11 protein-coding genes are annotated in these 14,026 nt (G+C 72.9%); 2 read left to right on the top strand and 9 right to left on the bottom strand.

The window, feature by feature from the left end; all coding sequences use genetic code 11:
• Positions 1–28 precede the first annotated feature (28 nt).
• The 4 genes from ACFVT2_RS09230 to ACFVT2_RS09215 all read right to left on the bottom strand — a co-directional run bounded on the left by ACFVT2_RS09230 (position 29) and on the right by ACFVT2_RS09215 (position 5,009).
• A complete protein-coding gene (locus ACFVT2_RS09230) occupies positions 29–1,201 on the bottom strand; it encodes a cytochrome P450 (RefSeq protein WP_390014484.1) in 1,173 nt (390 codons plus the stop codon).
• A gap of 319 nt (positions 1,202–1,520) precedes the next feature.
• Entirely contained in the window at positions 1,521–2,318 is a 798-nt protein-coding gene (locus ACFVT2_RS09225) for an ABC transporter permease (RefSeq protein WP_390014141.1), read from the bottom strand.
• Positions 2,315–3,349 (bottom strand): ATP-binding cassette domain-containing protein, encoded by a 1,035-nt coding sequence (locus ACFVT2_RS09220; RefSeq protein ID WP_390014139.1) that lies wholly within the window; start codon positions 3,347–3,349, stop codon positions 2,315–2,317. The genes ACFVT2_RS09225 and ACFVT2_RS09220 overlap by 4 nt, the downstream gene beginning before the upstream one ends.
• Before the next feature lie 589 nt (positions 3,350–3,938).
• Positions 3,939–5,009, bottom strand: coding sequence for an alkene reductase (locus tag ACFVT2_RS09215; protein ID WP_390014481.1), 1,071 nt, complete (start codon positions 5,007–5,009; stop codon positions 3,939–3,941).
• A gap of 267 nt (positions 5,010–5,276) precedes the next feature.
• Between ACFVT2_RS09215 and ACFVT2_RS09210 the strand changes: the two genes are divergently transcribed.
• Positions 5,277–5,654: a MerR family transcriptional regulator gene (locus ACFVT2_RS09210; RefSeq protein ID WP_390014136.1), complete on the top strand. Its 378-nt coding sequence runs from the start codon at positions 5,277–5,279 to the stop codon at positions 5,652–5,654.
• Between the two features lie 93 nt (positions 5,655–5,747).
• On the opposite strand, the gene ACFVT2_RS09205 is transcribed toward ACFVT2_RS09210, so the two are convergent.
• Positions 5,748–6,092 carry a cupin domain-containing protein gene (locus ACFVT2_RS09205; RefSeq protein WP_390014134.1) on the bottom strand — a complete coding sequence of 115 codons (345 nt, stop codon included), beginning with the start codon at positions 6,090–6,092 and terminating at the stop codon, positions 5,748–5,750.
• A gap of 70 nt (positions 6,093–6,162) precedes the next feature.
• Between ACFVT2_RS09205 and ACFVT2_RS09200 the strand changes: the two genes are divergently transcribed.
• Positions 6,163–7,119 carry a helix-turn-helix domain-containing protein gene (locus tag ACFVT2_RS09200; RefSeq protein ID WP_390014131.1) on the top strand — a complete coding sequence of 319 codons (957 nt, stop codon included), beginning with the start codon at positions 6,163–6,165 and terminating at the stop codon, positions 7,117–7,119.
• 156 nt (positions 7,120–7,275) lie between these two features.
• On the opposite strand, the gene ACFVT2_RS09195 is transcribed toward ACFVT2_RS09200, so the two are convergent.
• The 4 genes from ACFVT2_RS09195 to lanA all read right to left on the bottom strand — a co-directional run bounded on the left by ACFVT2_RS09195 (position 7,276) and on the right by lanA (position 13,696).
• Complete coding sequence (locus ACFVT2_RS09195; protein WP_390014128.1) at positions 7,276–8,316, bottom strand: alcohol dehydrogenase catalytic domain-containing protein; 1,041 nt, start codon at positions 8,314–8,316, stop codon at positions 7,276–7,278.
• A gap of 349 nt (positions 8,317–8,665) precedes the next feature.
• Positions 8,666–10,069: a lanthionine synthetase C family protein gene (locus tag ACFVT2_RS09190; RefSeq protein WP_390014125.1), complete on the bottom strand. Its 1,404-nt coding sequence runs from the start codon at positions 10,067–10,069 to the stop codon at positions 8,666–8,668.
• The gene (locus ACFVT2_RS09185; RefSeq protein ID WP_390014478.1) at positions 10,066–13,386 is read right to left on the bottom strand and encodes a lantibiotic dehydratase; all 3,321 of its coding nucleotides are present in this window, start codon (positions 13,384–13,386) and stop codon (positions 10,066–10,068) included. Before ACFVT2_RS09185 ends, ACFVT2_RS09190 begins: the two co-directional genes overlap by 4 nt.
• A gap of 151 nt (positions 13,387–13,537) precedes the next feature.
• On the bottom strand, positions 13,538–13,696 hold the full coding sequence (gene lanA / locus ACFVT2_RS09180) for an SCO0268 family class II lanthipeptide (RefSeq protein WP_390014123.1): 159 nt from the start codon (positions 13,694–13,696) through the stop codon (positions 13,538–13,540).
• Between the last annotated feature and the right edge of the window lie 330 nt (positions 13,697–14,026).

Here is a 14,026-nt window from a genome sequence, read left to right as displayed (position 1 = left end):
CCGGAGACCGGGCGGGACCGGAGCGCCGCTACGCGTCCCAGGTGACGGGGAGCCGCTGCACACCGTGCATGGTCAGATCGGTGCGCAGTGGCACCTCCTCCGGCGGTACGGCCAGGCGCAGCGTCGGGAAGCGGTTCAGGAGCGCCGGGAAGGCCACCCGCATTTCGATACGGGCCAGTTGCTGGCCCAGGCACTGGTGGATGCCGTGGCCGAAGGCCAGATGACCTGTGGCCTTGCGCTGAAGGTCCAGGCTGTCGGGGTCCGGGAAGCGCTCCGGGTCGCGGTTGGCGGCCTGGAGCGAGACGGTGACCGACTCGCCGGCCTTGATCAACTGCCCGTCCAGCTCGACGTCCTCCAGCGCCGTCCGTACCCCTGTGTGGGCGATGGTGAGATAGCGCATCAGCTCCTCCACCGCCTGGTCGGCGAGGCCCTGGTCCGCGCGCAGGGCGTCGGCCTGCCGCGGGTTGGTCAGCAGGGCGAAGGTGCCGAGCCCGATCATGTTCGAGGTGGTGTCCAGCCCCGCACTCAGGAGGAAGCTGCCTATCCCCGCCAGTTCCTCATCGGTGAGATCGGTGCTGGTCAGGTCGCTGAGCAGATCGTCGGTGGGGCGGGCGCGCTTGGCGAGCACCAGTTCCCCGACGAACTCCTGGAGCGCGGTCATGGCGGCGTACTGCTCCTCTACCGTCCCGTCCGTGCTGGTCATCGCCACGACGTGGTGCTGGAAGCGCTCGCGGTCGGCGTAGGGCACGCCGAGCAGTTCGCAGATCATCAGCGCGGGGATGGGGTGGGCGTACGCCGTGACCAGGTCGACCGGCGGGCCCTGGCGCTCCATGGCGTCCAGGTGCTCGGCGGTGATCTGCTCGACGCGCGAGGTCAGCTCGCGCATCCGGCGGACCGTGAACTTCCCCATGAGCAGCCGGCGGTAGCGGGTGTGGTGGGGCGGGTCGATGCCGGTGAGGTCGCCGACCGGGGCCGGCGGGATCGTCACGTCCGCCATGCCAGGGAACGGCAGGTGCATCAGCTCGTAGCGCGAACTGAAGCGGGGGTCGGCGGCCACCGCGCGGGCTACGGCGTGCCCGGTGGCCAGCCAGCCGAGGTGTCCGTCGGGGTACCGCATCCGGCGCAGCGGCTGCTCCGCCCGGAGTCCGGCCAACTCGGCGGGCGGATCGAAGGGGCATCCCTCGGGGCGGGTGATCGGCATTTCGGTGAGCGGCTCCGGCTCCTGCCGTCCGGTCTCCGCGAACGAGGGGGCCGAGGGCTGCGGAGCCGAGGGCTGCGCAGGGGGCGTGGGTGTCGAGGATTCGTGCGACATGGTGCAAGTCCTCCATCGTGCTGGGTAGTTGGTTGATTGCGCAGAGTGGTCACGGTGTGGCGTGAGGGGCCGTACGGCTCCGGGGCGAAGGGCCGGGAGACGGGACGATGGTCGGCCGTGCCGTGCCGTCCCGGCTCGGCTGCCAGTCGGAAGTGGCGGCCGCGGGCTGCTGGTTGTGCGGTGGGGCGAGCGGGCGGAGCCGCCGGGGTCAGCGCTGGACGTTGCGGCGGAAGGCGGTGCGCGCCCACAGGTAGCCGGCCAGGGCGAGGCCGATGCACCAGGCGACGGCGACTATCGCGCTGTTGCCGATCGGTGTGCCCATCAGCAGGCCCCGCAGGGTCTCGTTGATCGGCGTGAAGGGCTGGTACTCGGCGAACCAGCGGATTCCGGCCGGCATGGACTCCGGCGGGACGAAGGCGCTGCCGAGGAAGGGCAGGAAGGTCAGCGGCATCGGAGCGTTGCTCGCCGATTCGACGGTCTTGGCCACCAGGCCCATCGCGGCCGCCACCCAGGTGAGGCCGAACGCGAGCAGGGCCAGCAGGCCGAACGCGGCGATCCAGTCGAGCGCGGTGGCGTGCGGCCGGAAGCCCACCGCCAGGGCGACCCCGATGACCAGGACGAGGCTGAGCATGGTCTGGATGACACTGCCGACCACATGCCCCGTGAGCACCGAACCGCGGGATATCGCCATGGTGCGGAAGCGGTTGATGATTCCTTCGGTCATATCGGTGCACACGGACACCGCGGTGGCGATCGCGCCCGATGTCGCCGCCATCAGGATGATCCCCGGTGCGACGTAATTGACGTACCCGCCATGGGCGTTGGCCGCGCCCGGGAGGTTGATACCGCTGCCGAGCGCGCCGCCGAAGACGTAGACGAACAGCAACAGCATCAGGATCGGCATGGCGACGACCGAGATCGTCATGGACGGATAGCGCTGTGCGTGCTTGAGGTTGCGCCGCAGCATCGTCATCGAGTCGCGCAGCGCGTACGAGGGGGTGCTCATCGGTCCTGCTCCGTCCGGGCGGTGGGCGACTGGAGTGACTCCGGGGACCGCTGCCCTTGCTGCGGCCGGCCGGTGAGGGTGAGGAAGACGTCGTCGAGGTCGGGGGTGTGCACGGTGAGGGACTCGGCCTCGACCGACGCGGTGTCCAAGGTGTCGAGGACGGCGCGCACGGTGCGGATCCGGCCGTCACCGGGGATCTGGAGGGTGAGCGCGTCACGGTCGGCTGTGGCGGCGCCGAAGAGGGTCGCAGCGGATTCCAGGCCGTGCGGGTCGGCGAACGTCAGGCGGATGTGGCCGCCGGGCATCCGACGCTTGAGCTGGTCCGCGGTGCCCTCGGCGACCAGCTTGCCGTGGTCCAGGAGGGCGATGCGGTCGGCGAGTTGGTCGGCCTCCTCCAGATACTGGGTCGTCAGGAAGATGGTGACGCCGTCGTCGTCGACCAGGCTGCGGATGATCTCCCGCATCGTCCGCCGGCTGCGCGGATCGAGTCCGGTGGTCGGCTCGTCGAGGAAGATGATGCGCGGATTGCCGACCAGCGTCATGGCGAGGTCGAGCTTGCGGCGCATACCGCCCGAGAAGGTGGCGACCGGCTTGCTCGCCGCGTCGGTGAGGTCGAAGCGGTGCAGCAGTTCGGTGATCCGCCGGCGGCCTTCGCGGCGGTCGAGATGGTACAGATCCGCCATCAGGAGAAGGTTCTCCCGGGCGTTGAGGAGGCTGTCCAGCGCCGCGAACTGGCCGGTCACGCCGATCGCGGTGCGTACCGCGTCGGGATCGCGGGAGACGTCGTGGCCGGCTACGCGCACCTGGCCGGCGGAGGCCGGGATGAGGGTGGAGAGGATCTGGACGGTGGTGGTCTTGCCGGCGCCGTTCGGCCCCAGCAGGGCGAAGATCGTGCCCTCGGGGATGGTCAGGTCGATCCCGTCGAGCACCACCTTGTCGCCGTAGGACTTGGCCAGCCCGACGGCCGAGATCGCCGCGGGGTGGGTGGGGGTGGTTGCGGTGGAGTTCGTGGCGGCTGGTGCCGCGGTCATACGCGCCATAACGGCAGGTCCGTTCTTCGGATGGGGATGCGTCTGCGGAGGGACGTGTTGCTGTGGGTGTGCATGTGTCTTCTGCGGTGGCTGGCGGGGCTTGGGTGGTGTCACCAGGAAGTCGGTGCGCGGGCTTCGTCGACGCCGGTGTACGTGGCGGCCGCGCGTGCATGCCGGAGGTTGTCGACGTATGGCGTGAGGTCCATGACGCCATGATGGCACACAAGTGGTGCCATGGCGAGTAGATATGTGCCATGCGTGTGTCGTGGTGGTGTCAATTGTCGTGTCGGTCGGGATGCTGGTCGGCGCTTCAGGTGCGTGTGGGATGGCGTTCGGTGGGCGGCGGATGGGCTGCGGTGACTGGGCTGTGTGTCGTGAGGGTCTCGGTGGTGCCGGTGGCGTCAGAGATGGCGCCGTGTGGCGCCATATGCGGGGTCCTGGTTGGTAGAGGCACGAGAAAGCCGCCGCCTGAGCGATGGCTCAGGCGGCGGCTTGGGTGATTGCCGGGAGGGTGGGTGCGGGGGCGGGTTGGTGGCGCGGACGGTGCTCGGGGAGTCCGGGGAGTCCGGGGCGGGCCCGGAGGTGGGGCTCAGGACGCGAGCGCGTCCGGCGTGCGGTGCTGCCCGTGGGTGCCGGCCGGTGCCGGGGAGTCGTCGGCCAGCGCGGGGTAGTCGGTGTACCCGGTCTCCCTGCCCACGTACATCAGGTACTTGTCGCGCACCGGATTGAAGGGTGCACCCAGGCGCAGCCGTTCGACCAGGTCGGGGTTGGCGAGGAAGGGGCGGCCGAGCGCCACCAGGTCGGCGCCCGCCGCCAGCAGTCGTTCGCCCTCGTGCCGGCCGCCGTCGGCGGGGATCTGATCCCTCGGCAGGACCGGATTGGCGATCAGGGTGCCGGCCCAACTCCGCCGGATCCGCTGGAAGAGCGGCTGGTCCGGGTCGGCGAAGACGATGTGCAGGTAGGCCAGGCCGGCCTCGGCCAGTGCGTCGAGCAGCGCCGGGTAGAGCTCCTCGGTGTCGCCCTCCTCGATGCCGTTCACGGTGAGTCCGGGCGAGATGCGCAGGCCGGTCCGCTCCGCGCCGACCGCCTCGACGACGGCCCGCACGACCTCCACCACGAAGCGGATGCGGCCGGCCACCGAGCCGCCGTAGGCGTCCGTGCGGCGATTGGTGCCCCCCGCGAGGAACTGGTGGAGGAGGTAACCGTTCGCCGCGTGCACCTCGACCCCGGCGAAGCCCGCGGCGAGGGCGTTGCGGGCGGCGGCGGCGAAGTCGGCGACCGTGGCCCGGATCTCGTCGAGGGTCATCTCCCGCGGGACGACCGGGGTTTGATGGCCGTTGGGGGTGAAGATCGTGCCCGGCAGGGCGATCGGTGACGGCGCGACGGGTGTCAGTCCGCTGGTGTCCGGGTGGCCGATCCGGCCGCCGTGCTGAAGCTGGAGGAACATCCGGCCGCCCGCGGCGTGCACGGCGTCGGTGACCTGCCGCCATCCTTCGACGTGTGCGGGGGCGTGGATCGCGGTGATGTCGGGGTAGGTCTGCCCGACCGCGTTCGGGGTGGACGCCTCGGCGATGATCAGGCCGGCGGTGGCGCGCTGCGCGTAGTAGGTGGCCATGATCGACTGTGGGACGCCGTCGGACCCGGCGCGGTTGCGGGTCATCGGTGCCATCACCAGACGGTTGGGCAGGTGGAGGGCGCCGAGGCGGGCGGGTTCGAGGAGGGGGGAGGCGGCGTGGGGGGTGCTGGGGGAGTGGGTGCCGCTGGTGGGGGCGGGCGAGGTGGCGAGGGTGAGGGCTTCGGCGTTCGCTTCGGTGTTCGTCATGTCGGTACGCTAGAACTTGACATTGGTGTCAGATTCAAGTCCGGGCGTCAACTGCCGTGCAACGGCCCCGGGTTGGCGCAGTCCAGAGCGTGGACGGGGAGAGGTATGCGGATCGGTGAACTGGCGCAGCGTACCGGCGTGAGTGAGCGCTCGCTGCGCTACTACGAGAAGCAGGGGTTGCTGGCCGCCGAGCGTACCCCCGGCGGCCACCGGGACTACCCGGTGGCCGCGGTGGATCGGGTGATCCGCATTCAGGAGCTCTTCGCCGCCGGACTGTGCAGCGGCAAGATCGCACAACTGCTGCCCTGTATGCGGGACACGGACGGCGGCCCCTCCGAGATCGCCACCCCGTGGCTCGTCGCCGACCTCACCAGGGAGCGCGACCGCATCGACCGCCTGATCAAGGATCTGATGCGCTCCCGGGACGTCCTGGACGACGTGATCGACACCGCGGCGGGACGGTCGGCGGCCGTCGGACGGTGACGGGCGCCGCCCGTCCCACAGGGCGCCGCTCCGTAGACCGCTCCGCCCCCCAGGCGTTACCCCCGATGCTCCCCCGTCGCTACCCCTCGGGCGCTACCCCTCCGGGTAGAACACGAACAGCGTGCACCCCGTCCTCGTCTGCGGGATGTGCCAGGACCCGGCGGGGGCGTGGATGAACGAGCCGGCCGGGTAGTCCCGTTCGCCGTCGTTGAAGACGCCCGAGACCACGAACACCTCCTCGGGGCCCGGCTCGTGTACGTCGATGCCGTCCCAGCAGGTGTTCGGGTCCAGCTCCACGACCTGGGCCGTGGCGCCGTTCTCCCCGCTCCACAGCGGACGCAGCCGGATCCCGGGAAACAGCTCGCGCACCGGTGCCTCCGCCGTGGAGGCCCATACGTAGCCGGCCATTTCGTTACCTGTGTTCTCTTTCGTTGCCATGGGGACAGCCTCGCGGAGCGGCGCTGACCAGCCGAGTGTCAGAAATGACATCCTGCGGTACTTTCCTGTCATGTCTGTCGTCCATCGTGTGGTCGCACTCGTCCACCCGCCGCAAGCGACCTTCGAACTCGGCTGTGCGGCCGAGGTGTTCGGCGTCGAGCGGCGCGGGGTCCCGGTCCGGTACGCCTTCGGGGTGTGCACGGAACGGCCGGGTCCGGTGTCCACCCTCGCGGGGTACGACATGCTCGTGCCGGACGGGCTGGCCGCGCTGGACCGTGCGGACACCGTCGTCATCCCCGGGTGGCTGCCTCCCGGGGAGCCGCCCGCACCCGCCGTCATCCGCGCCCTGCGCCGGGCGCACGACCGCGGCACGCGGCTGGTCAGCATCTGCTCCGGTGCCTTCGCGCTGGCGCACGCCGGACTGCTGGACGGACGGCGGGCGACCACCCACTGGGCCCGCGCCGGCCAACTGGCCGAGCTGTTCCCGGCCGTCCAGGTGGACCCGGACGTGCTGTACGTGGACCACGGCGACGTCGCCACCAGCGCGGGCTCCGGGGCCGGCATCGACCTCTGCCTGCACCTGGTCCGCGCCGACCACGGGGCCGGCTACGCCGCACAGGTCGCCCGGAGCATGGTCATGCCACCGCACCGGGAAGGCGGCCAACTCCAGTACACGGCGCCACCGCACCCCGTCCAGATGGACGGCTCGCTGGCGCCCCTCCTGGAGTGGATGACCGCACGGCTCGACGCACCGCTCCCGATCGAGGAACTGGCCGCGCACGAGGGCGTATCGGCGCGTACGCTCGCCCGCCGGTTCGCCGACCAGCTCGGTGCGAGTCCCGGACAGTGGTTGCTCGCCCAGCGCATCGCCGCGTCCCGGGAACTACTGGAGTCCACCGACCTCCCCTTGGACGCCGTCGCCCGCCGTGTCGGCCTCTCCTCGGCCACCAACCTGCGCAGACGCTTCCTCCGCGCACTGGGGACGACACCGGGGGCCTATCGCCGGGCGTTTCGCACGGGGGCGTGACGGCACCGACCGGCTGGCTCCGCGGGAGGGGGCGGTCGGAGGGCCACATAAGCACTCGCGGGAGGGATCGTCGGAGGACCATCCGGGCACCCGCGCGAGGCCGGTGCCCGCACGGCGGGGCCCGTCCGGCCACCGAACGGGTGCGGACACCCGGCGTCAGTGCGCACGTCCGGCTTCCGTGTGGACGAGCACCATCCGGAACCGGGCCGTCCCGGCGAGCATCTTCGCGTACGCCTCATTGGCGTCGTCCAGCGGCATCGTCTCGATCATCGGGCGGATCCCCTGGAGCGCGCAGAATTCCAAGGTGTCCTGGACGTCCTGTGCGGTGCCGGACGGGTGACCGCGGACGACCCGGGCGCGCATCAGGAGCTGGGTCGGGTTGATCGTCAGCGGTTCGGTGTCCGCGCCGATGACCACCAGCTCGCCGCGGTGCGTCAGACCGTCCACGGTCGCGGAGATGGCGGCGGAGTTGGCGGCGGTGGCCAGGACCACCCGGGCGCCGCCGAGGGACTGGAGCGCGTCGGCGACGGGCGTTCCGGCGGTGCTGTCGATGTAGTGGTGCGCGCCGAGCTGCTTGGCGAAGTCCGCCTTGTCGGCGCCGCGGGCGATCGCGACCGTCTCGAAACCCATCGCGGTGGCGAACCGCACGCCCAGGTGCCCCAGGCCACCGAGGCCCAGTACGGCGACCAGATCGCCCGGCCGGGCCGAGCTGCGCCGCAGCCCGTTGTAGGTGGTGACCCCGGCGCAGGCCATCGGCGCCGCGTCGGCCGCCGCCAGGCCGACGGGGATCCGCGCCAGCGCATCGGCCGGGGCGATCACCGTTTCGCCGAACCCGCCGTCGTACGCCCAGCCGGGCACCTTCAGCTGCTCGCAGACGATGAAGTCGCCCTGCCGGCAGGGGGTGCAGTGGTGGCAGCTGCCACCGAACCAGCCCACCGCGACCCGCTCGCCGACCTTCCAGCGGCTGTCCGTGTGCTCGCCGACCTCCGCGATGCGCCCGGCGATCTCATGGCCGGTGACCAGGGGGAACCGGACGCCCGGCAGTGCGCCGCTGACGAACATGGCGTCGCTGTGACAGATCCCGCAGGCGTCCACGGCGATCCGGACGTGCCCCGGGCCGGGCCGCGGCACCTCACGTTCGACGATCTCGAAGGGCGCGCCGACGGCGCCGACCTGCGCGACTCGGTAGCTGCTCATCTGGACCTCTCCCACCTGCACAAGCCGGTGCGGCGGCGCCACGTGCCGGCTCCCGCACGCCGTGGACCCTGCCGCTGCCGCGTGCCCACGGCAGCGTCGTACCGGCCGTTCCTCGCGTCGGGTTCCTGCCCCGGCTTCCCTACGTGCTTACGTGTACGTGTCTCCCGTGTGCGTGCTCCCGCATGCGTGCGGCTCGGCCACCTGCCGGCGCCGTCAGGTGCTGGTGCAACGGCCTCCTCCACCAGCACACCAGCTCCGGGCCGATCACGCGCGCCGAGCGGGCGACGGCGGTCCGTGGCGGACCCCGCACACCGGGTGCGTCCCGGCCGGACCGCCCGGACCGGGGAACTCAGGACAGCAGCAACGGCAGGTCCCAGCCCGTGGGGGCGCCGCCCGTCGCATAGGCGTCCAAGGCCAGGGCGACGCCCGCCGAGCCGTCCAGATAGCCGGAGACATCGGAGGCGAACGGCACCCGCGTCATGGTGAAGCGGTAGCCGAACGGCACATCGGGCCGGAAGGCGTCGAGGAGACGGGACGCCACCTCGTCGCGCCGGATCGCGAGCCGGTCGGTGAGCGCGCGGTGCGGATGCTGGTCGGCGGGCCGGGACGCGGGCGCCTCGTGGCCGGCCGTGAAGTCCTCGGCCAGCCGGCCCAGTTGGTGCAGTGCGCCGGCCCAGCCGTGGCAGAGCGCGTGGTCGGTGATGCCCCACTGCTCCAGGGGGAGCGTCAGCAGCCGTTCGACCGAAGCCGCGGCCAGTGCGGTCCAGTCCGGTCTGCCCAGTGCGCGTCCCGCCAGTTGGAGGGCGCGGGAGACGCCCGGTGCGCCGTAGCACCAGGAGGGCCAGCCGGCCGGTTCGTCGTACGCCTCGGGGCCGGCCAGCCACTGGGCGAGGCTGAGATGGCCCGGCCAGTACACCCCGTGCGCGTCCCGTACGGCCCACCGCGTCAGCAGGGCGGCCGCGGATTCGATGGCGTCCCGCTGGCCCGGTAGGCGGACGCCCTGCTGCCAGGCGAGGGAGAGCAGCGCCAGCGGCCCCGCCACGCCGTGCGACAGGCCGAGGTTGAGGTGCCCACCGGGGAGCGCGGCCTCGGCGCCGATCCGCGGGGCGTCGAGGGCCCACCAGCGCGGCACCCGGTGGCCCTGGGGGTGTACGACGTCGCCGAGCGCCAGCCGCGTCAAGTAGCCGAGAACATCGGCCAGTTCGTCGGAGCAGGTGTCGGCGCGGGCGAGGAGGTAGCGACCGACGCCGGTCATCCCGCGGACCACCTCGTAGTGCCCGATGGTGGCCAGGGGGCCGTCGGGGACGTCGGGCAGTGCGGTGCGGACCAGGTCGCGTTGGTACGCGTCGAGCCGTTGCAGTGCGGAGACGTAGCCGCCGGTGGCACGGTGGGCGACGAGGACCGCGCAGGACAGCGCCCCGGGGCCCTTGAAGATCCCGCTGGGAACGGTGTCGCCGTTGGCCGCGGCCCGGGTCGCGACGGCGAGATAGCGGTGCGCGCGGGCGGTGCGGTCGGTCGCCGGCCCGGTGCCGCCGCTGAACGCGAGGGAGAGGCCGGGGCTGCCGCTGCCGAGGGTCAGTTCCGCCCAGATGCCCTCGGGCCGGGCGTCGTCGGCCGCTTCGGCGGGGATCCGGGTCGCGGCCATGGTGGCGGCCGGGTCGGCGAGCCGGTCGAGGAGCTCCGCCGAGACGGCTCCGGCGCGGTCCCGCAGGGCGGTGCGTGCGCGGGGCGCGGTCGGGTCGGTGGTGGTCATCGGGCCGCCCCCGCTCCGACGGCGTCACCGTCCGGAGCCGGGTCCCGGCTGGCGGTGCCGTCCGGTGGTCCACCACCGGGTCCGACCCCGTGCGCCCGGCGGCCGAGCAGCGTCCGGACCGTACCCCGGAGCACCGCGTAGCCGCGGGCCTCCGCCGCCCGGTCGATGCCGAACAGCCGGTTGTGCCGCATGTGCAGCAGGGACAGGACGGCCTCGTCGCGATCCGCTTCCGGGGCGGCGCGCAGCAGGTCCCCGTACGCACGCGGCTCCGGCGACTCGGTCCACAGTTCCGCCAGTGCGGGCATCCCGAGCGCCCGCGCGGCGTGCCGGACGGTGTCCCCGGCGGTCTCCCCGGGCCGGATCAGCCGATCGGCCAGCGCACGGTGCCGCTGGTAGACCTCGTGATCGGGCCCCTTGGTGAACATGCGGTCCACCCAGGCGCACCAGTCCCAGTCGCCGAGCGAGTCCAGCAGGACCGCATGGCCGGCCGCGGCCAGCACCTCGTCGGGTACCGCTGCCGCCCCGGCCCGCCGCGCCCGCAGCTGGAGCAGGGCGGACCGACTGTCCGTGCCGAAGAGCCGCTCGGCCGCCTCCTGGGCCGCCGGGCCGCCGTACCGGTCGGTCTCGGGCCGGTACGCGTCCAGGGTCATGGTGCGCACCGCCCCGGACCCGATCAGCTCCCGCACGTGCCGGGCGACGGCGGGCAGCACCCGGCCGGTCAGCTCCGCGGGCGTGCCGTGGAAGCGCAGCCGCAGATGCGGTTCCGGGTCCCGGTAGCGGAGGAAGAACCAGCGGTCGTTATCGGCTTCGACCTCGGCCAGGAGCGCGGGCAGCCGGTCCGCCAGGAGCGCGTCATGGGTCGCCGGGTCGGCGTAGAGCTTGACGAACAGCCAGTCCTCGCCGGGGAGGTGGACGCGGGTGGGGGCGGGGCGGAGCGGCGCGGCGATCGGTGGCGCACCCGCGTCCGTCGCGCCGCGCACCGGAGGAGACGCTTCCGATACGGCGGCGGGGAGTGGTGCGGCGGGCGGTCCGCTCCTTCCCGTCCGGGCTGTGCGCGCCAGCGGCACCACGATCTCGGTGCTGTGACCGGAGTTCCAGCCGAGTCCGCGGCCGTCGGCGGTGAGGTCCTCGTACAGGACGAACCGCGGCTCCACGGCGGTCAGTTCGGCCCGGAGCAGTGCCCGGTCCCACGGTTCGCGCAGGTCGATGGGGAACATCTGGTCGTTGCGGGCGATCTGGAGCCGGTCCGGCACCCGGTTGCGGCGACGCCAGGCGTGCAGGCCGTCGTCCCAGGCGGCGGCGCCCGGCGTACGGGCCGCGTCCCGCAGCGGGCGGCCGGCGAGCCAGCGGCGGGGGGAGGTCAGCACCCGGCCGTAGCGGACCCGCGGCAGGTACGGCAGCACGTCCAGGCCCGCCCAGTCCCAGCCCGACCAGACCCGTGGACGGGCCGCTGCCAGGTCCGCCAGGAAGCGGGCCACCGGGGGTGCCTGGGAATCGAGTGCAAGCATGTGCGGGATCACCGGCGCGATCTGACGGCCCGTCGGGCCGTGCAGCAGGCGCAGGCCGTCGTCCCCGGCCGCGACCAGCAGGGCGCGCCAGTCCAGGCAGTGCGGGTCGCCGCGGTCGTCGGCGACCCCGATGGGGATGCGGTACGGGAGCAGCGGCGGTACCTGCACGATGTTCAGCGACCGCGGGTCCCGCGGCGCCAGTTCCACCTGTGCGCGCAGGACGTCGTCGGGCTCTTCGTCCCGCCCGCCGACCAGTTGGGACAGTGGGTCGGTGAGACCGGCGGCGGCGGCGAAGCGGCCCGCCGTCGCGCCGGCCGTCCACGATCCGATGTGCGGGCTGCCCAGGAGCAGGAAGTCACCGCGGTCGAGGGCGGCCGGGCTGTCGGCCAGCACCTGGAAGCACAGTTCGAGGGTGCGGGGCGGCCGGCCGCCCGGCGTGTGCCCGGCGGCGGCCGCCAACCGCGCCACGTCGTCGTCGGTCAGCTCGATGTCGCCGCCGTCCAGGACCGCCTGGTGGACGAGTTCGGCGACGGCGGTACGGCGCGCACGGTCGGCGTCGCCGCCACCGGGCCCCTGGGATACGGGCGCCGCCGCGCCGCCCTCGTGGTACTCCGGCGGCAGCCCCAGCCCCCTGTGCGGATCGACCAGGTCGGCGAGGGGGACCGCGCAGGCGGTTCCGTACCGCTCGATGAAGCGGTCGCGGTAGTCCCGCATATACGCCAACGTCCCCCACTCCGGGGTCATCGCCCAGATCGCCGCGGCGTACCGGCGGACCTCTTCGCCGATCGCTTCCGGCAGCACGAAGTCGCCGGTCAGCCGCAGGTCGACCTGGACCGGCGGTCGCCCCGTGCCGTCCGCGGCCGGGGTACCGGGTGCGTGCCGTCCGGGGCGACGGGCCTCGGCGTCCCGAGCCCCGACCGCCGTGTCCCCGCTCAGGCTCCGGCTCTCGCTCCGGCTCCCGCTCTCGCTCCCGTCGGTGTCGAGGCGGCGGACGCCCGCCAGCAGCGCGTGCCACGCCCGACCGCCCTCGCCCGGCGGTTCCGCCGCGTAGGCGGCCGCTGCCGCGCGGACCGCCCGCAGCCCCTCGGAGCCACCGGGCACGACCCCCGCCAGCGCGGACTCGATCCGGTCGAGGAGCGCGTCATCGATCCGGTACGGGGTCAGGGAGGTGAGGAGGAGGCCGTGTTGCACCAGTCCGGCGAGCAGGGTGTCGATCCGCTCCGGGGCGATGGCGGGGAACCGCGCGGCCAACCGGTCGAGCAGTGCGGCGTAGGCCACCGGCCGGGCCGCCGCCTCCCGGACCATGCCCACCAGCGCGTTGTCCCGCGCCGACGTCTCCCGTTCGCCGGAGTGCAGGAGCAGCCGCCCGTCCCGGCGGACGCACAGGTCGTTGAGCACGACGTCGACCCGGCGCCGGACCTCGGGGACCGCCAGCCAGTCCAGGACGCGGCGGTGCAGCCAGCCGCCGTCGAGCCGGGCCGCAACCTCGCCCGGACCGGTGAGTTCCGCCTTGGCCGCGGCGCCGAAGCGGGCGCGGCCGACGCCGGCGAACAGGCCGAAGGGGGTGGGCCGGCCGCCCGCCCGCCGCGCGTACCGGGTGAGGGTCCGCGCCGCGCTGAGCGTCCGCTTCCGGCCGAGGCCCGCCGCGCCGTCCGCGGTGTCCAGCCGGTCCAGGCTGTGCGCGAGGCTGCCGCTGGCCACCTCGACGGCCTGGCGAAGCAGGGGATCGCCGGCCAACTGCCGCACCCCGGTGACCGGGTCGTCGGGGTCGATGCGGCCGGCGTCCGGCCCCCGCGGCGTACTGGCCATCCGCACCAGCACCGGCTCTCGGATCTCGAACACATCCAGATCTGGTCGCACCTGGTTCGTCCCCCACGTCGCCGGCGGCACAGCATTCACTGCGGTGGTACGGGAGAGCGGGGCGGACAGGGCCCGCCCCGCTCCGGAGCTCACCCCGAGGTCAGCAGCAGGTCGGACAACGGGTGCCGATCGCATAGCTGCTCGGCGAGGTGTAGGTGCCCTGGCCGAACTCCTGGGCCTGGTCCGAGACATCGGAGATACGCAGATCCAGGTCGAGGTCGGCCTCGTCGAACTCCTGAAGAACGATCTCGGTACGCATGTTCCCTCCAAAAGGTTTGTCGAGCCACACAACCGGTCGAATACACCCGAGCACCTCATGGGGCTCGGTAGGCCCACCTTTCACCCTGGTAACACGGGACCGGGAGGCGAAAACCGGACGAACACGTACGCCGGATCGGCCGGTCCCGGGCCCTGCGGCACCGCCTCGCCTGCCCTGGTCCGGCGCCCGCTCCTCCCGTAGGACGCGGCCCACAGGCGGTCATCCGTCCTGTCCGGAACTGTCCGAAAGTCGCGGCAACTACTCGGACGTCCTAGGAGTTTGGGTGCCTTGGACGCCTGATCGCGCACACGTCATCCGGTCCCCGCCAAC

The organism is Streptomyces sp. NPDC058000 (genome assembly GCF_042886435.1).
In the GTDB taxonomy this organism is placed as follows: domain Bacteria; phylum Actinomycetota; class Actinomycetes; order Streptomycetales; family Streptomycetaceae; genus Streptomyces.
The sequence above is the reverse complement of the archived record's forward strand: the minus strand, read 5'-3'. Positions and strand labels throughout refer to the sequence as shown.

Coding starts and splice junctions, on each gene's coding strand:
- ACFVT2_RS09225 (WP_390014141.1), bottom strand. CDS start 2,318: ATGAGCACCCCCTCGTACGCGCTGCGCGACTCGATGACGATGCTGCGG.
- ACFVT2_RS09190 (WP_390014125.1), bottom strand. CDS start 10,069: ATGACCACCACCGACCCGACCGCGCCCCGCGCACGCACCGCCCTGCGG.
- ACFVT2_RS09195 (WP_390014128.1), bottom strand. CDS start 8,316: ATGAGCAGCTACCGAGTCGCGCAGGTCGGCGCCGTCGGCGCGCCCTTC.
- ACFVT2_RS09200 (WP_390014131.1), top strand. CDS start 6,163: ATGTCTGTCGTCCATCGTGTGGTCGCACTCGTCCACCCGCCGCAAGCG.
- lanA (WP_390014123.1), bottom strand. CDS start 13,696: ATGCGTACCGAGATCGTTCTTCAGGAGTTCGACGAGGCCGACCTCGAC.
- ACFVT2_RS09215 (WP_390014481.1), bottom strand. CDS start 5,009: ATGACCCGCAACCGCGCCGGGTCCGACGGCGTCCCACAGTCGATCATG.
- ACFVT2_RS09220 (WP_390014139.1), bottom strand. CDS start 3,349: ATGACCGCGGCACCAGCCGCCACGAACTCCACCGCAACCACCCCCACC.
- ACFVT2_RS09210 (WP_390014136.1), top strand. CDS start 5,277: ATGCGGATCGGTGAACTGGCGCAGCGTACCGGCGTGAGTGAGCGCTCG.
- ACFVT2_RS09185 (WP_390014478.1), bottom strand. CDS start 13,386: ATGGCCAGTACGCCGCGGGGGCCGGACGCCGGCCGCATCGACCCCGAC.
- ACFVT2_RS09230 (WP_390014484.1), bottom strand. CDS start 1,201: ATGCCGATCACCCGCCCCGAGGGATGCCCCTTCGATCCGCCCGCCGAG.
- ACFVT2_RS09205 (WP_390014134.1), bottom strand. CDS start 6,092: ATGGCAACGAAAGAGAACACAGGTAACGAAATGGCCGGCTACGTATGG.